A 21,961-nucleotide genomic window follows, 5' to 3' on the forward strand; every position below is an offset into this window, starting at 1 on the left:
TTCCGTGAGCGTCCACGACCTCGCCGACTACCCGTGGGATGCCGTCGTCCCGTTCCGTGAGCGCGCCGCGCAGCACCCCGAGGGTCTGGTGGACCTCTCGGTCGGCTCGCCCGTCGATCCGACGCCCGAGATCATCCGTCGTGCCCTCGCCGAGGCCACCGACGCGCACGCCTACCCGCAGACGGTCGGCACGCCGACGCTGCGCGAGGCGATCGTCGACTGGTACGCACGGCGCCGGGGGGGGACCGACCTCCGGGTCGACAACGTGCTCCCCACGATCGGCTCGAAGGAGCTCGTCGCCCTGCTGCCGACACTGCTCGGGCTGGGGGAGGGCGACATCGTCGTGCACCCGCGCGTGGCGTATCCGACCTACGAGGTGGGTGCCCGTGTCGTCGGAGCGACGCCCGTGCCCGCAGACGACCCGGCCGAGTGGCCGGAGGGCGCGAAGCTCATCTGGATCAACACCCCGGGCAACCCGGACGGACGCACCTGGACCGTCGACGAGCTGGCCGCGGCCGTGCGCCGCGCGCGCGAGCTCGGCGCCGTGCTCGCGAGCGATGAGTGCTACGCCGAGCTGGGCTGGGACGGCGTCTGGGCGGAGGAGCCGATCCCGTCGATCCTCGACCCGCGGGTGACCGACGGCAGCCGCGCGAACCTGCTCAGCGTCTACTCGCTGAGCAAGCAGTCGAATCTCGCCGGGTATCGGGCGGCCTTCGTGGCCGGCTGTGCGCGCATCGTGGGGGAACTGCTCACCGCACGCAAGCACCTCGGTCTGATGCCGCCCGCGCCGGTGCAGCACGCGATGGCGGTCGCGCTCGGAGACGATGAGCACGTCGCCGCGCAGAAGGCCCTGTATCGCACCCGTCGCGACGCGCTGCGACCCGCCCTGGAGGCCGCCGGCTTCCGCATCGACGGCTCCGAGGCCGGGCTGTACCTGTGGGCGACCGAGGGGCGCGACGCCTGGGAGTCGATGGGACGGCTCGCCGACCTCGGCATCCTCGCGGGGCCCGGGCCCTTCTACGGAGCCGACTCCGGGCAGCACGTCCGCCTGGCGCTCACCGCCCCGACCGAGCGTGTTCTCGAGGCCGCTCGCCGACTCTCTGGTGGGATCCTGTAGGTTCCCTCCTTGCAGACGGCATCCGTTTGGCGGATGTCACAGTAGGCCTGTGTGCCTACTAGGCTGTAAAGGCGATTCGGTCGTGACCCGACCTGGTGCCTCAGCGCCGAGAGATCGCCAGTTCCGACTTGATCAAGATCTTGTCCGACACACCGCGACGCGCGGGGCGGACACCAGGAGGAGGTCCGCGTGAGCGCAGCGGCAGACCAGACGGCGAAGCTGACGATCGGCGAGACGACCGCCGAATTCCCGGTGCTGCGCGGCACGGCAGGGCATGACAGCATCGACTTCTCGACGCTGACCCGGCAGACCGGGTACACGGGGCTCGACTACGGCTTCGTCAACACCGCCTCCACGAAGTCCGAGATCACCTTCATCGACGGTGACAAGGGCATCCTGCGCTATCGCGGATATCCGATCGAGCAGCTGGCGGGATCGACCAGCTACCTCGAGGTGGCCTGGCTCCTCATCTACGGCGAGCTGCCCTCCGCCTCCGAGCTCGCGGAGTTCGACGAGAAGATCCGTCGTCACACGCTGCTCCACGAAGACCTCAAGCGCTTCTTCTCGGCGCTGCCGCACACGGCGCACCCGATGTCGGTGCTGTCCTCGGCCGTCGCCGCGCTCTCCACCTACTACGAGGGCCAGACCGACCCGCACAACCCCGAGCACGTCGAGCTGAACATGGTGCGCATGCTCGCCAAGCTCCCGGTGATCGCGGCCTACGCGCACAAGAAGAGCGTCGGCCAGGCGTTCCTCTACCCGGACAACTCGCTGAGCTTCGTCGACAACTTCCTCAAGCTGAACTTCGGTGTGCACAGCGAGGAGTACGAGGTCAACCCGGTGATGTCGAAGGCTCTCGAGCTGCTCCTCATCCTGCACGAAGACCACGAGCAGAACGCCTCCACCTCGACCGTCCGCCTCGTGGGCTCCACGGGAGCGAACCAGTTCGCCTCGGTGTCCGCCGGCATCCAGGCGCTCTCCGGCCCGCTGCACGGTGGGGCGAACGAGGCCGTGCTGACGATGCTGGGTCAGATCCGCGACTCGGGCCAGAGCGTCTCGCGCTTCGTCGAGCGGGTGAAGAACAAAGAAGAGGGCGTGAAGCTGATGGGCTTCGGGCACCGGGTCTACAAGAACTACGACCCGCGCGCCAAGCTCGTCAAGGATGCGGCCGACGAGGTGCTCTCCTCGCTGGGCGTCACCGACCCGCTGCTCGACCTCGCCAAGGAGCTCGAGGAGCTGGCGCTGGCCGACGACTACTTCCGTGAGCGTCGCCTGTACCCGAACGTCGACTTCTACACCGGCGTGATCTACAAGGCGATGGGCTTCCCGACCCGCATGTTCACCGTGCTGTTCGCGATCGGTCGTCTTCCGGGCTGGCTCGCGCAGTGGCGTGAGCTGCAGCTCGACCCGCAGACCAAGATCGGCCGCCCGCAGCAGCTGTACACCGGATCGCCCGAGCGCTCGTTCCCGACCCGCTAGGGGAGGGGCGGCGACGCGTGCCTCACGCGGTCGCCGCGTCTGCCGTCTGCTCGCCGACCACGTCGAGCACCAGCTGCAGCTTGGTCTGGAAGGTGCATTCCAGCAGTTCCGTCGTCGCTTCGTCGGCGCCGTAGTGCTCCGGCAGGCGCAGTCCGAGCAGCGTGTTGAGGAGCATCCCCTCGGCGAGGAACGTGCGCACCTCCTCCGGTGCGAAGCCGGCGTCGTCCCGCAGCATGCGGTAGATCTTGAGGAAGTCCGCGCGGGCCCGTTCGCCGATGACGGCATCGTGCCCCATGCTGAACGCCTGCATGAGCGAGAGCAGGATCCCGCGGTCCTCGACCAGGTTCACGTACGCGGAGCCGAGCCTTCTGCCCAGCTCGCGGTCGGGTGAGCCGGACGTGCTCTTCCACTCCGCGATCACCGCGGAGAAGGTGTCGAGCAGCTTGCCGCTCGCACGGGCCAGGACCTCGACGAACAGCGTCTCCTTGGTCCCGAACATCCGCACCACGTAGGGCTGGCTGATGCCCGCCGCCTTGGCGATCTGATCGGTGGTGGCGCCGAAGTAGCCGCGCTCGCCGAACACCAGGCTCGCCGCGGCGAGGATCTGCTCCCGACGCTCGGCTGCCGGGATGCGTTCGCTCTGCTTCTCGTTCACGCTTGACAGGTTATCAGTTGATTACTACTCTTCGAGAGGTCAGTAATCATTCAATAACAACAAGGGGCTCTCATGACCCGAACCACCCGACGTCTTCCCGTCTGGTTGACGATCGTCGCGGCGTCGCTGCCGATGTTCATGGCGACGCTCGACAACCTCGTCGTCACCGGCGCGCTCCCGGTCATCTCCCGCGAACTCGATGCGTCCATCGAGGAGCTGCAGTGGGTCATCAACGCGTACACCCTCAGCTTCGCCACCTTCATGCTGCTCGCGGTGGGGCTGGGGGACCGTTTCGGTCGTCGCACCGTCTTCCTGGCCGGCATCGCCGTGTTCACTCTCGCGTCCGCGGGTGCTGCGCTCGCGACCGAGCCCTCGATCCTCATCCTCGCCCGGGCGATCCAGGGCCTCGGCGCGGCGGCGCTCATGCCCCTGTCGCTGACCCTCCTCGTCGGCAGCGTCTCGGAGCGTCTGCGACCGGCCGCGATCGGCATCTGGGGAGGCGTGGCCGGACTCGGCGTCGCCACCGGGCCGCTCATCGGAGGCGCGGTGATCGAGGGCTGGAACTGGCAGACGATCTTCTGGCTCAATGTCCCGGTCGGCATCCTCGCCGTGCCGCTCGTCCTGCTCGCGCTGCCCAACAGCTTCGGCGCCCGTGTTCGCGCGGACCTGGTCGGCCTCCTGCTGGCCGGCCCCGGCGTGCTGGGCGTCGTCTACGGGATCGTCCGCGGCAACGACGCGGGGTGGGACAGCCTCGAGGTGGTCGGGGCATTGGCGGCGGGTGCTCTGCTGCTGGTGGGCTTCGTCATCTGGGAGGGCCGCACCGCGCATCCGCTGCTGCCGCTGCGCCTGTTCCGCGATCGCAGCTTCACGGTGGCGAACCTCGTGGGTGTGACCTTCAGCTTCGGGATCTTCGGTGCGGTCTTCATCCTGATCCAGTTCCTCCAGGTGGTGCAGGGGCACACGCCGCTCGAGGCCGGGATCATGACCATGCCGTGGACCTTGGCGCCCATGGTCGTCGCGCCGCTCACGGGGCTGCTGTCGCCGCGCACGGGCACGCGCCTCCCGATCCTCCTGGGCCTGACGATGCTCGCCATCGCGCTCGGGTGGATCGCGCTCACGCTCTCGGCGACGCTCGAGTACTCGGGCATGTGGCCGCCCTTCCTGCTGGCCGGGATCGGCATGGGGCTCGTGTTCGCACCGAGTTCCACGGCCGTGCTCGTCAACATGCGGCCGGACGATCATGCCAAGGCGTCCGGCACCAACTCGACGCTGCGCGAGATCGGGGTCGCGCTCGGCATCGCGGTGCTGACGGCGGTGTTCGTCGGTGCAGGCGGCACCCTCACCCCGAGCGGCTACGTCGACGCGGCCGTCCCCGCGATCTGGGTCGGCGCGGGTGTGCTCGCCCTGGCCGCCGTGATCTCCGTCGCGCTCCCCTCGGGCATCCGCCGTCTGCGCCCTGCTGCGGGCGAGGACACCGGTGCGGATGACTCGTCGGAGCGGGTGGAGAAGCCCGTGTCCGTCTGACGCGACTCCCGCTCCGGACACACGAAAGCGCCCCTGGTCATGCGAGCTGCATGACCAGGGGCGCTGTGTCGAGAGGAGCCGGGTATGCCCGGGGCTGCGAGGTCAGCGACCCTGTGAGCTGCGGCCGCCACCCTGGCGCTGGCCGCTCTGCGTGGAGTAGCCACCGCCCTGGCCGGCTCCGGAGCCACCGGAGCGGGGACGGCGACGACGACGCGACGGCGGGTTGGCCGCCCCGTTCTTCTCGCCACCGGCGGGGCGCTGCTTCGAGGACTGACGCTGCTGCTGCTGCGGAGCCTGCACGGGAGCGGGGCGCACGTGCGGTGCGCGCTCCGGAACCAGAGCGGTCACGGCAGCCGTGGTCACATCTTCCAGCGGGGCCGTGATGGCGGCCTTGCGGAGGAGATCCTTGACGTCGCGACGCTGCTCGGGGAGCACGACGGTCACGACGGTTCCGGCGGCACCGGCACGCGCCGTGCGGCCCGAGCGGTGCAGGTACGCCTTGTGCTCGACCGGCGGGTCGACGTGGACGACGAGGTCGACGTTGTCGACGTGCACGCCGCGGGCGGCGACGTCGGTCGCGACCAGCACGCGGACTCCACCGTCTTCGGGAGCGGCGGAGAAGGCGCCGAGGTTGCGCTCGCGAGCGTTCTGCGAGAGGTTGCCGTGCAGATCGACGGCCGGGATGCCCGCGGCGGTGAGCTGCTTCGCGAGCTTCTTCGCCTGGTGCTTGGTGCGGGTGAAGAGGATGCGACGGCCGGTGCCCGAGGCGAGCTCGCGCACGAGGGCGGTCTTGTTGTCGGTGGAGTCGACGACGAGCACGCGGTGCGTCATCTCGCCGACCGGCACGCTCTCCTCGTCGACCTCGTGGCTGACCGCGTTCGAGAGGAAGCGGCGCGCGAGGGTGTCGATGCCGCGGTCCAGCGTGGCGCTGAACAGCAGGCGCTGGCCACCCGCGGGGGTCGCCGTGAGGATGCGCGTGACACCAGGGAGGAAGCCAAGGTCGGCCATGTGGTCGGCCTCGTCCAGCACGGTGACCTCGATCGCGCTGAGGCGGACGACCTGCTGCTTCATCAGGTCTTCGAGTCGACCGGGGCAGGCGACGACGATGTCGACGCCGCCGCGCAGCGCCTGCTCCTGCGGACGCTGGCTGACGCCGCCGAAGACGGTGGTGACGCGGAGGCCGGCGGCCTCGGCGAGTGGTGCGATGGTCGCGGCGATCTGCGTCGCGAGCTCACGGGTGGGAGCGAGGACGAGTCCGCGCGGAAGGCCGGCGCGACGCTGGCCGCCGGACGCGGCGAGGCGCGCGACGAGCGGCAGGGCGAAGGCGATGGTCTTGCCGCTTCCGGTGCGTCCGCGACCGAGGAGGTCGCGACCCGCGAGGGAATCGGGAAGGGTGTCGCGCTGGATGGCGAACGCCTCGGTCTTGCCGGAATCGGCGAGAACGGCGGCGAGCTCAGCGGGAACGCCGAGTTCGAGGAAAGTAGACATGCAGAAACTCCGTCAGCGCACGAGTGAACGGCGCGAGATAGGGGGTGAGGTGGGCGACGGCGCAGGAATTGCGCATCGGTTCGCCGTTCGAAAGGCCAGCTATAGCTGGTGATGGGAGCAGTTCGCTCGCTTCGGTCCTCGGAGACCCCGTGACGACGACGATGTTGCGGGACCGGCGGTGCAGCAACGGTGTCAGTCTACCAGTGCACGCATGCCGTCGGCTGCATGCCCCCTGCGTGCGCGGGTCGCGGGCACCGCGGAACGCCGTGCCGAGCGCCGCTCACACCGTGGTCAGGCGTGCAGCGCCTCGTTCAGCGTCACGCCCACGCCGGCTCGGCGCACGGCTTCGACGGCACCGCTCAGCGAGTTCCGGCGGAAGAGCAGTCCGTCCTGGCCGGACAGCTCCGCGCCCTTCACGGTCCGGCGTCCGCCGTCGGCCGTCACCGGGCCGTCGGCGAGCACGATCTTGGTGCCGGCCGTCACGTAGAGACCCGCCTCGACGATGCAGTCGTCGCCGAGGGAGATGCCGATGCCGGCGTTCGCTCCGAGCAGGGTGCGCGCGCCGATCGACACGCGGTGCGTGCCGCCACCGGAGAGCGTGCCCATGATGGAGGAGCCGCCGCCGATGTCGCTGCCGTCGCCGACGACGACGCCCTGCGAGATGCGTCCCTCGACCATCGAGGCGCCGAGCGTGCCGGCGTTGAAGTTCACGAAGCCCTCGTGCATGACGGTCGTGCCGGGGGAGAGGTGGGCCCCCAGACGGACGCGCGAGGCATCCGCGATCCGCACGCCGGCGGGCTGCACGTAGTCGGTCAGCCGCGGGAACTTGTCGAGGCCCTGCACCTGGATGCCGGCGCGCTGGAGCTGGGGGCGCAGCCGCGCCGCGTCGTCGGGGAGGACAGGCCCGGCGTTCGTCCAGGCGACGTTCGGGAGGTGTCCGAAGATGCCGTCGAGGTTGAGCTCGTTGGGGCGCACGACGAGGTGCGAGAGCGCGTGCAGCCGGAGGTACGCGTCGGCGGTGGAGGCCGGGGCGTCGTCCAGGTCGATCTGCAGCTGCACGACCTCGGTGCGCACGTTGCGTCGCTCATCGAGCCCGGCGAGGGCTTCCAGCTCCGCCACGGCGGCCGCGTCGGCGCTGCCCGATCCGGACCGGACCTCGGGGTACCAGGCATCGAGGACCGTGCCGTCTCCGGCGATCGTGGTCAGTCCGATGGCCCATACCGTGCGCGCGTCGCTCATGCTTCCACGCTAGCGCGCCCGACGCCGGTCGACGTCACGCATGACGGGGTAAGTAGGCTTGACCCATGGTGCTCGATCTGACCGCGTCCTCCGTCGACCTCACCCGTGCGATCTGCGACATCCCGAGCGTGTCGGGTGACGAGAAGACGCTGGCCGATGCGATCGAGGAGGCGATCACCCCGCTCGCCCATCTCGAGGTCTTCCGTCATGGCAACACCATCGTCGCCCGCACGGATCGCGGCCGGGCGCAGCGCGTCGCCATCGCCGGACACATCGACACCGTGCCGATCAACGAGAACCTCCCCACCCGCGACATCGAGATCGACGGCGTCCCGTACCTGTGGGGCCGGGGAACGGTCGACATGAAGGCGGGCACCGCCGTGCAGCTCAAGCTCGCCGCCGAGCTCACCGATCCCGCGATCGACATCACCTGGATGTGGTACGACAACGAGGAGATCGAGGCGTCGAAGAACGGCCTCGGGCTGCTGGCCGCTGTGCGTCCCGATCTGTTCCAGGCCGACTTCGCGATCCTGGGCGAGCCGTCCAACGGCGAGGTCGAGGGCGGATGCAACGGCACGCTGCGGGCGATCGTCCGCACGACCGGCGTCCGTGCGCACAGCGCCCGTGCGTGGATCGGCGAGAACGCGATCCACCGTGCGGCGCCGATCCTCACCCGCCTCGCGGAATACCGCGCCAAGGAGGTCCTCGTCGAGGGACTGCTGTACCGCGAGAGCCTCAGCGCCGTGCGCATCGCCGGTGGCGTCGCGGGGAACGTCATCCCGGATGCGTGCGAGGTCGAGGTGAACTACCGGTTCGCTCCGAGCAAGTCCGCCGCCGACGCCGAGGCCCACCTCCGCAGCGTCCTGGCCGGTTTCGACATCGAGATCACGGATGCCGCCGAGGGCGCTCGTCCCGGACTGGACGCCGAGATCGCCACGCAGTTCGTGGCGGCCGTCGGCGCGGAACCCCGTCCGAAGTACGGGTGGACCGACGTCGCGCGCTTCTCCGCGCTCGGGATCCCGGCGGTGAACTACGGCCCCGGCGACCCGCACCTCGCTCATCACGACGAGGAGCGCGTGCCGCTCGCGCAGATCGACGCCGTGGAGCGGGGCCTGCGCGCATGGCTCACCTCGCACTGAGCGCAGCCCGCCGATGGGCGCAGGCGCCGATCGCCCTGCGCATCGCCGTCATCTACCTCGTCGCACGGGGGATCACGACGGTCTTCCTCCTCCTCGCGGCCTCCCTGTCGACCTCGTTCTCGCGCTTCGGCGCCGGCGCGGGACTCCTCGACTTCGTCCTGGGGTGGGATGCGCAGTGGTACTGGCTCGTCGCCGAGAACGGGTACCCGACCGAGCTTCCGCTGACCGACTCGGGCGAGGTCGCCGAGAACGCATGGGCCTTCATGCCGGTGTTCGCATACGCGGCGAAGGCCCTCGGCTTCCTCCTCGGATCCTGGGGCGCCGGGGCGTTCCTGCTCTCGCTCGTCGCCGGTTATCTGGCGTGCCTGGCGCTGCATCGACTGCTTCGCGACCGCATCGGAGGCTCGGCGGCGATCTGGGCCGTCGTGTTCTTCGCATCGGGCCCTCTCGCCGCCATGTTCCAGGTGGGCTACGCGGAGACCCTCTTCCTGCTGCTGCTGTTCCTCGCCCTCGACGCGACCACCAGACGCCGTTATGCCTGGCTCTACCTCCTGATCCCGGTGATGGCGTTCACCCGCCCGGGGATCCTCGCGTTCGCCCTCTACCTCGGGCTGCACGGTGTGCTGCGGTGGCGGCGCCGCAGGGAGGACCCGCTCGCCGGGCGCGAGATCGCGCACATCCTCATCCTGGGCGCGCTCGCCTGCGTGGCGGGCTTCGCGTGGCAGGTGATCGCCGGCGTCGTCACGGGTGATCCCGGTGCATACCTCGCGACCGAACTCGCCTGGCGCCGTCATTGGATCGTCGGCGGCGTGGACGGATTCGTGCCCTTCGAAGGCTGGGTGCAGGCCGCGCAGTTCTGGTTCGGGTTCTGGGGCATGCCGCCGTGGTGGGGCCTGATCGCGCTGGTGCTGCTGGTCGCCGCCGCCGGGGTGGCGCTGCTGCGCGCCCCGCAGGTGCGCGCGCTCGGTGCCGATCTGCGCCTGTGGAGCGCGAGCTACCTGCTGTATCTGCTCGCCGTGTTCTTCCCGCAGTCGAGCACGTTCCGCCTGCTGCTGCCGCTCAGCCCGCTGTGGGGAGCGGTCGCGGTGCCTCGATCGCGGTGGTGGCGGTTCGGCGTCCTGGTCTTCAGTCTGCTCGGTCAGTGGCTCTGGATCTACCACGTGTATGCGCTCGGAAGCACCTTCTGGCAGGTGCCGTGATCGCGAAGCCCGAGCCAATTGTTGCTCCGTGACCTCCAGGCCCCGGTGACACCCGATAAACTCATTCCATACCACCGGAGGAAAGGGAGCCACGATGGCAGCGATGAAGCCGAGGACCGGAGACGGGCCAATGGAGGCCGTGAAAGAAGGACGACTCATCATCGTGCGCGTTCCGCTCGAAGGCGGCGGCCGCCTGGTCGTCTCCGTGAACGACGCCGAGGCCAAGGAGCTTCACGACGTGCTTGCCGCCGTCGTGGCACCGGCCTGATCGATCTGAGATCCGCTTCGGCGGATCCGAAGGGCGGTGGATCTGCGGATCCACCGCCCTTCGTCGTCTTCGGATCAGCTGCGCTCGGCGAGACTGATCAGCTGCAGCAGGCCTTCACCCGCGGGGGAGACGGTCGCCAGCACGGCCGACGACTCCTGCGTCTCCTGCACGAGCGAGCGGTATCCCGAGGTGACGTCGTCGCGCTGCACGGGATCCGCGACGCGGCCACCGGCCAGGACGCGGGGGACGAGGACCATGCCGCCGGTGCGTGCGAGACGGAGTCCGTGCTCGACGTACTCGATCACGTTCTCGGGGTCGGCGTCGACCAGCACGATGTCATAGGAGGCCTCGTTCATGCGGGGGAGCACGTCGATCGCGCGCCCCGTGATGAACCGGACCTTGGTGGAGGGGACCTTCGCGTCGGAGAACGCCTGCCGTGCGGCGGCGAGGTGCTCGGGCTCGTTGTCGATCGAGGTGAGCACCGCCTGGGGCGCACCGCGCAGCAGCCACAGGCCGGAGACGCCCGCGCCGGTGCCGATCTCGACGATCGACCGTGCTGCGGTCGCGGCCGCCAGCACGGCGATCTGCGATCCGACGACGGCGCTGATCGGCATCGCGCCGAGCTCGACGGCATGCGCGCGAGCGCGGATGATGGAGTCCGGTTCCACGATGGACTCGCGAAGGAAACGCGCGTTCGCGTCGTGCTCGCTCATGGCCTGTCTCTCCCTGCCTGACGGTGGTTCTCTCCAGGGTATTGGCTCGGTGTGTGCGTGGAGCGCAGGCGCGGCGGTAGCCTGTACAGATGACGTTCGGGCTCACCTTCGAGAAGATGCTGCTGATCGGCCTCATCGCCGTGCTGATCATCGGTCCCGAGCGTCTCCCGAAGGCGGCGGAGAGCTTCTCCCGCATGGTCCGCAAGGCGGGCGAGTATCTGCGCTCCACCAAGTCGCGGATGCGCGAGGAGATGGGCCCCGAGCTCGACGACGTCGACTGGCGCAAGCTCGATCCGCGACAGTACGACCCGCGCCGGATCATCCGCGACGCGCTGCTGGAGGAGCCGCAGCCGGCCACGCCCGTGCAGGCACGCGAGACGATCGCCGAGCCCGTCGCTCCCCGAGTCCTGCCCCAGTCGTTCAGCGCGACGAACCGACCCCCCTTCGATCCCGAAGCAACGTGACGCCGGGTCGGCTCGCACACCGCGACGCCGTGGCTCGTCGTCGAGGACGTTCCGCTCGACGCGGTCAGCCGATCGACATGGGCAGAGAGCGCCCGGAGAGGCCGCGGCCCTGTCGGGCGAGAGCTGCCGCCACGGCGCGGATCGTCATGGCCGCGGCATCCGTCGACTCGCCGGAGACGATCGGGACACCGGCGTCCCCGCCCTGGCGGAGCGCCGGACTCAGGGGGATCGATGCCAGCAGCGGCACCGCGGGTCCCGACTCCGAGAGCGCTTCGGCGACGGCCGCGCCCCCGCCGGAGCCGAACAGGTCGATCACGGTGCCGTCCGGGAGCGTGTAGGCCGCCATGTTCTCGATGACGCCGATCACCCGCTGTCCGGTCTGACGCGCCACGAGTCCACTGCGGATCGCGACATCCGCCGCCGCCGTCTGCGGGGTCGTCACCACCAGGACTTCGGCGTGGGGGAGGAGCTGTCCGATCGAGATCGCGATGTCGCCGGTCCCCGGCGGCATGTCGATCAGCAGCACGTCGAGGTCTCCGAAGAAGACGTCGGTGAGGAACTGCGAGACCGTGCGGTGCAGCATGGGCCCGCGCCACGCCACGACGGACTCCCCGTCGCGGAGGAACATCCCGATCGAGATCGTCTTGACCCCGTGGGCCACCGGCGGCAGCATGAGGTCGTCGATGCGGGTGGGCTGCGTGCCCGCCGGGATGCCGAGCAGGCCCGGGATCGAGAAGCCGTGCACGTCCGCGTCGACGAGTCCGACCGACAGCCCCTGATCCGCGAGCGCGACCGCGAGGTTGGCGGTGACCGTCGATTTGCCCACGCCGCCCTTGCCGCTGGAGACGAGGATCACGCGGGTCAGGGAGTCGGGGCCGAACGGCATCTGCCGTGCCGTCCGTCCGTCGCGGAGCTTCTCGGTGAGAGCCTTGCGCTCGGCGGGGGTCATCACGCCGACCTCGACCTCGACGTCCGCGATGCCGGCGACGGACGACGCGGCCTGCCGCACGTCCGACTCGATGCGCGCGGCGGCCGGACAGCCGACGATGGTCAGCACGATGCCGACGCGCGCGCGGTCGCCCTCGACGGAGATATCGCGGACCATGTCGAGCTCGCCGATGGGGCGGCGCAGCTCCGGGTCCGTCACCGCGGAGACCGCCGCGCGGACGCGGTCGACCTCGGTCACGATGCCGCGCCCGCCGAAGGCCGGTCTCCGCCTTCTTCGAGCTCGGCGAGCAGGGACTTGAGCTCCTGTCGCAGCACGTCGCGCGTCACCGCCTGCGAGTTGCGCTCCTCGAGGGCCATGCGCAGCGCCACGATCTCGCGGGCCAGGTACTCGGTGTCGGCGAGGTTGCGCTCGGCGCGCTGGCGGTCCTGCTCGATCTGGACGCGGTCGCGGTCGTCCTGGCGGTTCTGCGCGAGCAGGATCAGCGGGGCGGCGTACGACGCCTGCAGGGACAGCATGAGCGTCAGCGCCGTGAAGCCGAGGGCCGCGTCGTCGAAACGCAGATCGTGCGGCATCAGGGTGTTCCAGAGGATCCAGACCACGCAGAACAGGCTGAGGATGACGAGGAACGCGGGGGTGCCCATCGCGCGGGCGACCCACTCCGTGAACCGGCCGAAGCGGTCGCGCGAGGTCGTGCGAGGGCGGGTCGTGCTGCGCCCGGGGGCATCGAGGCGCGTGGCGCGGGGCATCAGCGCACCTCCTTCGCCGGAGACGGCGTGTCATCGCCGTCGTGCGAGCGCCAGTCGTCGGGGAGCAGATAGTCGAGCACGTCGTCGATGCTGATCGCGCCGACGAGGCGGTGCGCCGCGTCGATCACCGGGAGCGAGACGAGGTCGTAGCTCGCCAGCATGCGCGCCACCTCGGCGGCGGAGGCCGTGACGGGCACGGGCTCCAGGCTGTCGTCGAGGATCGCGCCGAGACGCTCGTGCGGCGGATAGCGCAGCATCCGCTGGAAGTGCACGAGGCCGAGCAGGCGTCCGGTCGGCGTCTCGAACGGGGGAAGGGTCACGAACACCGCCGCGGCCAGTGCCGGGTGCAGCTCGTGCCGACGGATCAGGGCGAGGGCCTCGGCGACGGTGGCGTCGGCGGAGAGGATGATCGGCTCCGGGGTCATCAGACCGCCGGCAGTGTCCGGGCCGTACCGCAGCAGCATCCGGACGTCCTCGGCCTCCTCCGGCTCCATCAGCTCCAGGAGCTGCTCCAGACGGTCGGGGTCGAGCTGCGCGAGCAGGTCGGCCGCATCGTCCGGTTCCATCTGGTCGAGGATGTCGGCGGCGCGCTCGTCGCCCAGGCGATCGAGGATGTGCACCTGCTCGTCCTCGGGCATCTCCTCCAGCGCGTCGGCGAGACGGTCGTCGGACAGCTCCTCCGCGACCTCGATCATGCGCTGCTGCGGGAGGTCGAGAAGCGTGTTGGCGAGGTCGGCGGCGTGCAGCTCGGAATACGAGGCGACGAGCTGCTCGGCCGACTGGGACTCGCCCGGTGCACGCTGCTCGGTGACCTCGCTCCAGGCCGCGAACGTGGTCGGTCCCTTCGCGAACGGGGAGGCGCTGGTCTTCGGGCGGCGCAGGAAGAGCTGGCTGATCGCCCACTCGCCGAGGCGGTTCGGCTCGATCGCGACGTCTTCGATCACGGCGGTGCCGCTGCCGTCGACGAAGCTCACACGTCGCCCGAGCATCTCGGCGAGCACGCGCACCTCGCCGGCGCGCGGGGAGAAGCGGCGCACGTTGATGAGTCCGGTCGTGATGACCTGGCCGGAGCGGATCGAGGTGACCCGGCCGATCGAGAGGAACACCTGTCGTCGTCCGGGGATCTCCACCACCAGACCGATCACGCGCGGGGCCGCGGTACTTCGGTACACGACGACGACGTCTCGGACCTTGCCGAGCCGGTCGCCCACGGGGTCGAAGACGGCGCACCCGGCCAGGCGCGCGGCGAATACCCGTTGTGTGCTCACGCTTCCCAGCGTAGTCGGCGTGCCCGGCCCGCGCCGGTCCGGTCGCGCCTCGGTCCTCCGAGCGGCAGGCGTGGAAGAATAGCCGGATGAGCATGCTGAACCGCCCCGCGTCCGGCACGGAGACAGGCGAGATCGTCGCCTCGATGCGCGACTACGAGAGCGCGCAGAAGACGGTGTCCAAGCTGATCGCCGGGGAGGTGCCGGCGCGCGACATCGCCATCGTCGGTCAGAGCGTGCGCACGGTCGAGCGGGTGACCGGAAAGCTGGGCTACGCGGCCGCGGCGCGATCCGGTGCCATCAACGGTGTGCTGATCGGCCTGTTCCTGTCGGCGATCCTCGTGCTCGGCAACCCGGAGGTGCCGATCCAGCTGTTCGTCGGCTTCGTCTTCATCGGCGTCGCGGTCGGCATGCTCCTGAGTCTCGTCACCTACGCCATCGTGCGCCGCCGCCGCGACTTCGCGAGCGTCACGCAGTTCGCCGCGGACCACTACGAGGTCACGGTGCAGGCGGCGTCGCTCTCCAAGGCGCGCCAGGTGCTCGGCGCGACGAAGGTCGCTCCGGTGCGTCCGCCGGTGAATCTCGACGAGCCGCCGCGGTACGGCGAGCGGATCACGCCCGGGGCCGCCGCCCCCGCGCCCGCACCTGCTCCCGAGGAGCCGGTGATCCCGCCGCGCCCCGCCGACCCGGAGCCGCAGCCGGAGGGAGACGCTGTGCCCGATGCCGGCCCCACCCCGGCGGCCGACGTGGCGGAGTCGCCTTCGCCGGAGTCCCCGGCCGTCGAGCCGGATGTCGCCCCGGGCGCCGCGACCCCTGAGGGAGAGCAGCGATGACGGAATCCGAGTCCCACGACCCGGGACAGTTCGTCCCGCCGCCCCCGCCCGCGCCGCCCGTCGCGCAGAATCAGCCGGCGCAACCCCCGACGTACCCGCAGCAGCAGCCCGCATACCCGGTGCAGCAGCCCGCATATCCCGTCGCCCCCGTCGCCCCGCCGCAGGGCTACGCCGCTCCGCCGCAGGGTTACGCCGCTCCGCCGCAGGGCTACGCCGCTCCGCCGCAGGGTTACGCCGCTCCGCCGCAGGGCTACGCCGCTCCGCCGCAGGGCTACGCCGCTCCGCCGCAGGGCTATCCCGCCGCCGTGCCCCCGGGGTACCCGGCACAGGCGTACCCCGCACCCGGCTACCCGGTGCCCGCCCACCCGCAGGCCGCACCGGCACGCGGACTGCTCCCGTGGGTGCTCGGCTTCCTGATCCTCATCCCGATCCCATTCCTCGGCGGACTCGTCTCGGGGATCGCGATGGCCGCGAGCGGCGGATCCTCCCGACGAGCGGGTGGAGCCGCGGCGGAGAACGCGCGCTCGGCGCTGAACTGGGGCCTGACCTACCTGATGGTCTCGACGCTCCTCATCATCCTGCATGTCGTTCTGCTCATCGGGCTGACCGTGCAGCAGCCGGCGACGGGGTTCTACCCCCTGGGCATCCCGATCACGCTCTACTTCGCCGTCTCGCTCCTCCACCTGGTGCTGGTGATCGTGGGCACCGTGCGGGTGTCGTCCGGCGGCGTGATGCGCGTCCCCTTCGCGATCCCGTTCTCCCGCGCCCGATGACCACGATCCCGGTCGAGCTCCCCACCGGACCGACCACGGTCTCGGCCGACTGGTCGGCGGGTGACGCGGGGGCGACCGTGATCGTCGCCCATGGAGCGGGCACGGGGAAGGACCACCCGTTCCTCACCGGCCTCACGGAGGCGCTCGCCGCGCACGGGCTCTCGACCTTGCGCTTCAACTTCCCGTACGTCGAGCAGGGGAGAAGGATGCCGGGCCCGGCGACGCACGCGATCGCGACCTGGCGTGCGGTGGTGGCGTTCGCGCGAGAGCAGGACCCGACCGCGACGGTGTGGGCCGCGGGCAAGTCGTACGGCGGGCGGATGGCGTCGATGGCGGTCGCGGACGGCCTCGTCGTCGACGGTCTCGCCTACCTCGGGTACCCGCTGCATCCGCCGGGACGGCCCGAGAAGCCGCGCGTCGAGCATCTCCCGGCCATCTCCGTGCCGCAGCTCTTCGTGGAGGGCGGCAACGACCCGTTCATCCAGCCGGTGTCGCAGTTCGAAGCCGCCGTCGCGACCTGCCAGGACGCCCGCGTCGTCTGGGTCGAGGGCGGCGGTCACACCTTCGAGGTGAAGGGCCGCAAGCGACCTGCGGCCGAGATCGGTGCGTCGCTCGCGCCGATCATCGCGGAGTTCGTCGGGCGCTGAGTCCGCGGCGTCGAGTCCGTGCCGTCGAGTCCGTGCCGTCAGCTCGTCACCCGATCCGTGCGGACAGCTCCGGATCCGTCAGCAACCGTTGCAGGGTGGAGAGTCCGAGCGCGCTCATGTCCGGATTCGACTCCTCGTAGTACCAGCCGAGCCCGATCGCCTGGACGAACGCCCACGCGGCGCCGCGCCGCCACTCGAGGTCGCCGGAACCGAGGCTGTTGCGCAGCACCCGTCGCACCGGCGAATCGAAGAGGTGCCAGGCGCAGACGAGGTCGAGAGCCCGATCGGCCGCACCGAACGCGCCGCCGTCGAGGATCCCCGTGAGCCGGGTCTCGCCGTCACGGCCGGCGACGAGCAGGTTGTAGGGGATCAGGTCGCGGTGGCTCATGGCGAGCGGTCCCTCCGGAGGAAGCATCCGCAGCGATGCCCACAGCCGCGACGCCGACGGCACGTCCAGCAGATGGCCACTCTTCGCCAGGCACGTCCCCACCCACTCGTCGTGCTCGGTGAGATCGCCGCCCCGCCCCTGCCCGTCGAACACCCGATCGCCGGGATCGAGCGCCCGCAGCGCGAGGATCACGGTGGCCAGGTCCTGCGCGAGCGATGCGGACCCGGCATAGGCCTCGGGGCGCGCGGTGTCGCCGGGAATCCAGGTCTGGAGCGACCACGCGGACGGATACGCCTCGGTCCCGGTCCCGACGCCGCGAGGACGTGGTGTCGGGACCGGACAGACCGCCGCGAACGCCGTCATGGCCTCGGCCTCATGCTCCAGATCCGCGTGTTCGGCGGGAAGGAGAGGGAACCGGGCGACGAGGTCATCGCCGACCCTGATGATCGTGTTCACGGTTCCGGCCGTGCGGACCCGGGTCAGGGCCGTCGTTCCGAGCTCGGGGAAAGACTCCTCGATCAGCGCGCGGGCCAGGGCGTCGTCGACCGCGAGCTCGGCGTCGTGCACCTCGGAACCGTCGTCGTCAGCCCTGCAGCTGGGCGATCCACGCCTCGACCTCGTCAGCCGTGCGCGGGATGTCGGCCGACAGGTTCACGGGGCCGTCCTCGTTCATCAGGATGTCGTCCTCGATGCGCACGCCGATGCCGCGCAGTTCGGCGGGCACCGTGAGGTCGTCGATCTGGAAGTAGAGTCCGGGCTCGATCGTGAACACCATGCCCGGGGCCAGGATGCCGTCGTAGTACATCTCCCGACGGGCCTGGGCGCAGTCGTGCACGTCGATGCCGAGGTGGTGCGAGGTGCCGTGCACCATGTAGCGGCGGTGCTGGCCGCCCTTGTCGGCGTCGAGTGCCTCGTCCGCCGTCACCGGCAGCAGGCCCCACTCGGCCGTACGCTCGGCGATGACCTTCATGGCGGCCGCGTGCACATCGCGGAACCGGACGCCCACGCGTGCCGCGGCGAAGGCTGCATCCGCCGCCTCGCGGACCGTCTCGTACACACGACGCTGCACCTCGGTGAAGGTGCCGGAGACGGGCAGGGTGCGGGTGATGTCGGCGGTGTACAGGCTGTCGGCCTCGACGCCGGCATCCACGAGGATCAGGTCGCCCGGGACCACCGTGCCGTCGTTGCGCGTCCAGTGCAGGTAGCAGGCGTGCGGACCGGAGGCGGCGATCGTGTCGTAGCCCTCGCCGTTGCCGTCCTCGCGGGCGCGACGGTGGAAGACGCCCTCCACCACGCGCTCGCCCCGGGCGTGGGCGGTCGCTGCGGGGAGCTCGCGGATGATGTCGTCGAAGCCGTCGGCCGTGATCTCGACGGCGCGGCGCATCTCGGCGATCTCGAACTCGTCCTTGATGAGGCGCAGCTCCGAGACGAAGCGGGTGAGCGCCTCATCCTCGTCGAGCACCAGCTCGCCCTCCACGGCCTCGAGCTCGTGCAGGTGGTCGGTCGCGATGTCGAGGTCGGCTGCGACGCCGGCGAGGGACGGGCGCGGGCCGATCCAGAACTCGCCGATCGTGGCGTCGGCGTAGAACTCCGTCGTCGTGCGGTCGGCGCGCTCACGGAAGAAGAGGGTGATGTCGTGTCCGGCGTCCGTCGGCGCGAAGACGAGGACCGAGTCGGGCTCGGCGTCCGATGCCCACCCGGTGAGGTGCGCGAAGGCGGAGTGCGCGCGGAACACGTAGTCGGTGTCGTTGCTGCGCTGCTTCAGCGAGCCGGCCGGGATGACGAGCCGCTTGCCCGGGAACGCCGCAGAGACCGCCGCGCGGCGGACGGCCGCGTACGACGCCTGGGCGCGGGGCGCCGGCTGCGTCTCGGGACGCTCGGCCCAGCCGGTCGAGATGGTGTCGAGGAAGCCCTGGGGGAAGGGCTGCTTGCGGTTCGTGGTGCTGTTCTCCGCGGATGCTTCGACGGGGGCTTCTGCGATCGTGTCGCGCTCTGCGGTGCTCATCCCTCCAGTCTGTCACCTGCCGGGCGAGGACGGGAGCTCAGCCGGCGGGTTCGAGCTGCACGACCAGCGCGCGGTGGTCGCTGCCGCCCGCGTCGTCGAGGACGACCGAGCCCGTGGGCCTCCAGTTCGCGGACGCCATCACGTGGTCGATCGGGGCACCGGCCAGGGCGGGGAGCGAACTCGGCCAGGTGCCGGTCAGACCGTTGCCGGTGCGGGACGCGACGTCACGGCAGTAGCCGATGTCCCCGCCGTCCACGCCGAGAGGGGCCATGTGGTCGATGGTCGCGTTGGAGTCACCGGCGAGGATGAAGTCGCCCTGCGGGCACTGATCGGCGATCCACTGCAGGTCGCTCTGCCACTGCTGCATCTCCTCCATGCGCGGCGCGACCGCGTGCACGGCGACGACCGTGGGACCGGACCCGTCGATCGGCATGAGCACCACGCTCGGCACCGAGCCCGTGTTGTTCGACCCGTCCTTGGACGACTCGATCACCGCGTACTCGCCGAGATCGGGCGCGACCAGCACGGTGGTCTGCCACGACTGCGGACCGTCCTGCACATCGGGACGGAACTGCACGTGATGCACCCACATCGGGTGGCCCTGCTCGCGGAGCATGATCGCGATGCGCTCGCCGACGGCCTCGGTCGTCTCCGGGAGCGCGACGATGTCCGCTCCCTGGTCGAGGATCTGCTGCGCGATCTGCTCGGCCGACACGGCCTCGCCCGCGGTGTTCCAGGTGAGGACGCGGATGCTGCTGTCGGTCTTCGCCGGCAAAGCCGTCGTGCCGAAACCGCGGGTGGCGCCGATCAGCCCGGTGGCGGCCGCGCCCAACAGCGCGACGATCAGCACCGAGGCCGCGAAGCCGCGCAGCGGGCGGGCGAACAGCAGCAGGAGCGCGAGGAACGCGACGATCAGGAATCCGCCGAGGACCAGGCCCCGCGCCGCCACGAGCTGCGCGAACGGATACGTCTGCTCGAGGTGGAAGAACTGCGGCCACACCACGATCGCCGTCGCGATCGCGAGCAGGACGGTGAAGAGGATCCCCAGTAGTCGAAACATCCCTTCAAGCCTAGAAGGACCGCCTGTGAAGTCCCTCCCCGACACCGTGCTCCGTGCGTCTCGCGTCCGGTGAGGGCGTCGCTCGGTACGCTCGGAGGATGGCCCTTCCGTCCGCCGGGTTCGCCGGTCCCGCCGACCTGCACCTGCACTCCAACCATTCCGATGGCACGGAGTCCCCTGCGGAGGTGGTCGCGCAGGCCCACGCGGCCGGTGTCCGCACGATGGCCCTCACCGATCACGACCGCTCCACCGGCTGGGGCGAGGCGGGAGATGCCGCCGTCGCGCTCGGGATGACGTTCATCCCCGGCATGGAGCTGTCGGCGAAGCACGAGTGGCGCAGCGTGCACGTGCTCGGCTATCTCTTCGATCCCGCGGACGATGCCCTGCGCGCCGAGACGGACCGCATCCGCGGGGACCGGATCGGACGTGCCGAGCGGATCGTGCGCAACATCGGACGGGACTACGACCTGCACTGGGACGACGTGGTCGCGCAGACGACGCTCGACGCGACCGTGGGCAGGCCGCACATCGCCGACGCCCTCGTCGCGCGCGGCATCGTGCGCGATCGCACCGAGGCGTTCGACGGCATCCTGCACCCGCGCGAGGGCTACTACGAGCCGCACTACGCGCCCGATCCGCTGACCGCCGTCCGCCTGATCACCGAGGCCGGGGGAGTGGCGATCATCGCCCACCCCGTCACCGCGGGTCGCGACCGCATGATGCCCGTGCCGTTCATCGAGAAGCTGATCGCGGCCGGCCTCGGCGGCTTCGAGATCGACCACCGCGAGAACACCGAGGCGGGCAAGCGGATGCTGCACGAGATCGCCGCGAAGCACGACCTCATCGTCACCGGGTCGAGCGACTACCACGGCACGGGCAAGCCGAACCGTCCGGGGGAGAACACCACCTCCGACGAGATGGTGGCCCGCCTCATAGCACGCGGCAGCGGCACTGCCCCGCGCCACCCCTGATCCTCGGCAGACTGTCGGGCATCTCCCTGCCGACTGTCGAACGGGACCGATACCGTCCGAGGCATGCAGCGAGCGACTTCCCTGGAGCGCCGCGTCGATGCGATCGCTCACCGCGTCCTCCTCGGCGCCCCGGCGAACGGCATCCGCGCCGGCCTGATCGAGTTCGCGGTGTTCGTCCTCAAACAGGCGTGGGCGTGCATCTTCGGTGCGGCGCTGCTGCTCGCGATCGTCGCCGCCCGGCTCTGGTACCCCGATGACGCGGTGGTCGCCCGCAACGACGCGCTCACCATCGCCGCGGTCCTCATCCAGGTCGCGATGCTCGTGTTCCGGCTGGAGAGCGGGCGCGAGCTGTGGGTCATCGTCCTGTTCCACCTCACCGGCACCGTCATGGAGCTCTTCAAGACGGACGTCGGTTCCTGGGCGTATGCCGCGGACGGCATCCTGCGCATCGGCGGGGTCCCGCTCTTCACGGGGTTCATGTATGCGGCGGTCGGCTCGTACATGGTGCGCGTCTACCGACTGTTCGACCTGGGCTTCACGAGGTACCCGCGCCGCTGGATGACGGCGATCCTGGCGGTGGCCATCTACCTCAACTTCTTCGCGCACCACTGGTGGTGGGACGCCCGCTGGGTGCTGCTCGCCGGTGTCGTGCTCCTGTGGCTGCCCACCGTCATGCACGCGCGGGTGTGGCGCCGCACGATCAGGCTGCCGCTGCTCGTGGTGTTCGCCGGGGTCGCGGTGTTCATCTACTTCGCCGAGAACATCGGCACCTGGGCGGGGGCGTGGGCCTATCCCGATCAGGTCGGGGGATGGCAACCGGTCTCGCTCAGCAAGCTCAGCTCCTGGTTCCTGCTGATGATCATCTCGGTCGTGCTCGTCGCCTGGGTCTACCCGCCCCAGGTGCCGGCGTCCGTGCGGGGTGAGGGCCGTGTCACGGTCGCGCGGGACGGCGCCGGGACGAAACCGACCGACGTCCGGTGAAGCGCGTCCGGCATCGAGTGCCGGACACGCGAAAGGGCGCATGCGGCCGGAAGATGAT

General features: G+C 70.5%; 22 protein-coding genes. 12 read left to right on the forward strand and 10 right to left on the reverse strand.

Annotated elements, in window-relative coordinates; translation table 11 throughout:
* Nucleotides 1–4 precede the first annotated feature (4 nt).
* Nucleotides 5–1,117, forward strand: coding sequence for a succinyldiaminopimelate transaminase (gene dapC, locus AC07VM_RS18260; RefSeq protein ID WP_494912636.1), 1,113 nt, complete (start codon nucleotides 5–7; stop codon nucleotides 1,115–1,117).
* A 189-nt stretch (nucleotides 1,118–1,306) separates the two neighbouring features.
* Nucleotides 1,307–2,596 (forward strand): citrate synthase, encoded by a 1,290-nt coding sequence (locus AC07VM_RS18265; protein WP_267417853.1) that lies wholly within the window; start codon nucleotides 1,307–1,309, stop codon nucleotides 2,594–2,596.
* Nucleotides 2,597–2,618: 22 nt separating this feature from the next.
* Here AC07VM_RS18265 and AC07VM_RS18270 read toward each other — a convergent pair whose 3' ends face one another.
* A complete protein-coding gene (locus AC07VM_RS18270) occupies nucleotides 2,619–3,251 on the reverse strand; it encodes a TetR/AcrR family transcriptional regulator (RefSeq protein WP_494912638.1) in 633 nt (210 codons plus the stop codon).
* Nucleotides 3,252–3,323: 72 nt separating this feature from the next.
* Here AC07VM_RS18270 and AC07VM_RS18275 point away from each other — a divergent pair, with 72 nt between their 5' ends.
* Nucleotides 3,324–4,775 carry an MFS transporter gene (locus AC07VM_RS18275; RefSeq protein WP_494912640.1) on the forward strand — a complete coding sequence of 484 codons (1,452 nt, stop codon included), beginning with the start codon at nucleotides 3,324–3,326 and terminating at the stop codon, nucleotides 4,773–4,775.
* A gap of 102 nt (nucleotides 4,776–4,877) precedes the next feature.
* Here AC07VM_RS18275 and AC07VM_RS18280 read toward each other — a convergent pair whose 3' ends face one another.
* Both AC07VM_RS18280 and dapD read right to left on the reverse strand, forming a co-directional pair.
* Nucleotides 4,878–6,263, reverse strand: a complete 1,386-nt coding sequence (locus AC07VM_RS18280; protein ID WP_267417857.1) for a DEAD/DEAH box helicase — start codon at nucleotides 6,261–6,263, stop codon at nucleotides 4,878–4,880.
* A gap of 291 nt (nucleotides 6,264–6,554) precedes the next feature.
* Nucleotides 6,555–7,502, reverse strand: coding sequence for a 2,3,4,5-tetrahydropyridine-2,6-dicarboxylate N-succinyltransferase (dapD, locus tag AC07VM_RS18285; protein WP_494912641.1), 948 nt, complete (start codon nucleotides 7,500–7,502; stop codon nucleotides 6,555–6,557).
* 65 nt (nucleotides 7,503–7,567) lie between these two features.
* On the opposite strand from dapD, the gene dapE reads away from it, so the two are divergent.
* The 3 genes from dapE (at nucleotide 7,568) to AC07VM_RS18300 (ending at nucleotide 10,108) form a co-directional block, all read left to right on the forward strand.
* Nucleotides 7,568–8,641, forward strand: coding sequence for a succinyl-diaminopimelate desuccinylase (dapE, locus tag AC07VM_RS18290; protein ID WP_494912642.1), 1,074 nt, complete (start codon nucleotides 7,568–7,570; stop codon nucleotides 8,639–8,641).
* Complete coding sequence (locus AC07VM_RS18295; protein WP_494912643.1) at nucleotides 8,623–9,840, forward strand: hypothetical protein; 1,218 nt, start codon at nucleotides 8,623–8,625, stop codon at nucleotides 9,838–9,840. The genes dapE and AC07VM_RS18295 overlap by 19 nt, the downstream gene beginning before the upstream one ends.
* Nucleotides 9,841–9,934: 94 nt before the next feature.
* The gene (locus tag AC07VM_RS18300) at nucleotides 9,935–10,108 is read left to right on the forward strand and encodes a DUF3117 domain-containing protein (protein ID WP_017203323.1); all 174 of its coding nucleotides are present in this window, start codon (nucleotides 9,935–9,937) and stop codon (nucleotides 10,106–10,108) included.
* Nucleotides 10,109–10,182: 74 nt separating this feature from the next.
* Here AC07VM_RS18300 and AC07VM_RS18305 read toward each other — a convergent pair whose 3' ends face one another.
* A complete protein-coding gene (locus AC07VM_RS18305; RefSeq protein WP_267417864.1) occupies nucleotides 10,183–10,821 on the reverse strand; it encodes an O-methyltransferase in 639 nt (212 codons plus the stop codon).
* Nucleotides 10,822–10,910: 89 nt separating this feature from the next.
* Between AC07VM_RS18305 and AC07VM_RS18310 the strand changes: the two genes are divergently transcribed.
* On the forward strand, nucleotides 10,911–11,285 hold the full coding sequence (locus AC07VM_RS18310; protein WP_267417865.1) for a twin-arginine translocase TatA/TatE family subunit: 375 nt from the start codon (nucleotides 10,911–10,913) through the stop codon (nucleotides 11,283–11,285).
* Between the two features lie 64 nt (nucleotides 11,286–11,349).
* Here AC07VM_RS18310 and AC07VM_RS18315 read toward each other — a convergent pair whose 3' ends face one another.
* The 3 genes from AC07VM_RS18315 to AC07VM_RS18325 are packed head-to-tail and all read right to left on the reverse strand — an operon-like array spanning nucleotide 11,350 to nucleotide 14,248.
* The gene (locus AC07VM_RS18315; RefSeq protein ID WP_494912644.1) at nucleotides 11,350–12,471 is read right to left on the reverse strand and encodes an Mrp/NBP35 family ATP-binding protein; all 1,122 of its coding nucleotides are present in this window, start codon (nucleotides 12,469–12,471) and stop codon (nucleotides 11,350–11,352) included.
* Complete coding sequence (locus AC07VM_RS18320) at nucleotides 12,468–12,980, reverse strand: DUF1003 domain-containing protein (RefSeq protein WP_267417867.1); 513 nt, start codon at nucleotides 12,978–12,980, stop codon at nucleotides 12,468–12,470. Before AC07VM_RS18320 ends, AC07VM_RS18315 begins: the two co-directional genes overlap by 4 nt.
* On the reverse strand, nucleotides 12,980–14,248 hold the full coding sequence (locus AC07VM_RS18325) for a magnesium transporter MgtE N-terminal domain-containing protein (RefSeq protein ID WP_267417868.1): 1,269 nt from the start codon (nucleotides 14,246–14,248) through the stop codon (nucleotides 12,980–12,982). Before AC07VM_RS18325 ends, AC07VM_RS18320 begins: the two co-directional genes overlap by 1 nt.
* 86 nt (nucleotides 14,249–14,334) lie before the next feature.
* On the opposite strand from AC07VM_RS18325, the gene AC07VM_RS18330 reads away from it, so the two are divergent.
* From AC07VM_RS18330 to AC07VM_RS18340, 3 genes are read left to right on the forward strand one after another with little or no spacing between them, the layout of a single operon-like run.
* Complete coding sequence (locus tag AC07VM_RS18330) at nucleotides 14,335–15,078, forward strand: YflT domain-containing protein (protein ID WP_494912646.1); 744 nt, start codon at nucleotides 14,335–14,337, stop codon at nucleotides 15,076–15,078.
* Nucleotides 15,075–15,851 (forward strand): DUF4870 domain-containing protein, encoded by a 777-nt coding sequence (locus tag AC07VM_RS18335; protein ID WP_494912647.1) that lies wholly within the window; start codon nucleotides 15,075–15,077, stop codon nucleotides 15,849–15,851. Before AC07VM_RS18330 ends, AC07VM_RS18335 begins: the two co-directional genes overlap by 4 nt.
* Nucleotides 15,848–16,498, forward strand: a complete 651-nt coding sequence (locus AC07VM_RS18340; protein ID WP_494912648.1) for an alpha/beta hydrolase family protein — start codon at nucleotides 15,848–15,850, stop codon at nucleotides 16,496–16,498. The genes AC07VM_RS18335 and AC07VM_RS18340 overlap by 4 nt, the downstream gene beginning before the upstream one ends.
* Nucleotides 16,499–16,544: 46 nt before the next feature.
* Here AC07VM_RS18340 and AC07VM_RS18345 read toward each other — a convergent pair whose 3' ends face one another.
* From AC07VM_RS18345 to AC07VM_RS18355, 3 genes are read right to left on the reverse strand one after another with little or no spacing between them, the layout of a single operon-like run.
* Nucleotides 16,545–17,453, reverse strand: a complete 909-nt coding sequence (locus AC07VM_RS18345; RefSeq protein ID WP_494912649.1) for a phosphotransferase — start codon at nucleotides 17,451–17,453, stop codon at nucleotides 16,545–16,547.
* A 16-nt stretch (nucleotides 17,454–17,469) separates the two neighbouring features.
* On the reverse strand, nucleotides 17,470–18,891 hold the full coding sequence (locus AC07VM_RS18350; RefSeq protein ID WP_494912650.1) for an aminopeptidase P family protein: 1,422 nt from the start codon (nucleotides 18,889–18,891) through the stop codon (nucleotides 17,470–17,472).
* A 37-nt stretch (nucleotides 18,892–18,928) separates the two neighbouring features.
* Nucleotides 18,929–19,951 carry an endonuclease/exonuclease/phosphatase family protein gene (locus tag AC07VM_RS18355; protein WP_494912651.1) on the reverse strand — a complete coding sequence of 341 codons (1,023 nt, stop codon included), beginning with the start codon at nucleotides 19,949–19,951 and terminating at the stop codon, nucleotides 18,929–18,931.
* Between the two features lie 98 nt (nucleotides 19,952–20,049).
* On the opposite strand from AC07VM_RS18355, the gene AC07VM_RS18360 reads away from it, so the two are divergent.
* Nucleotides 20,050–20,922, forward strand: a complete 873-nt coding sequence (locus AC07VM_RS18360) for a PHP domain-containing protein (protein WP_494912652.1) — start codon at nucleotides 20,050–20,052, stop codon at nucleotides 20,920–20,922.
* A gap of 63 nt (nucleotides 20,923–20,985) precedes the next feature.
* Nucleotides 20,986–21,903 carry a DUF817 domain-containing protein gene (locus AC07VM_RS18365; protein ID WP_494912653.1) on the forward strand — a complete coding sequence of 306 codons (918 nt, stop codon included), beginning with the start codon at nucleotides 20,986–20,988 and terminating at the stop codon, nucleotides 21,901–21,903.
* Nucleotides 21,904–21,961 lie beyond the last annotated feature (58 nt).

The sequence above is a fragment of the Microbacterium sp. GW821-FHT01D02 genome (assembly GCF_059422585.1).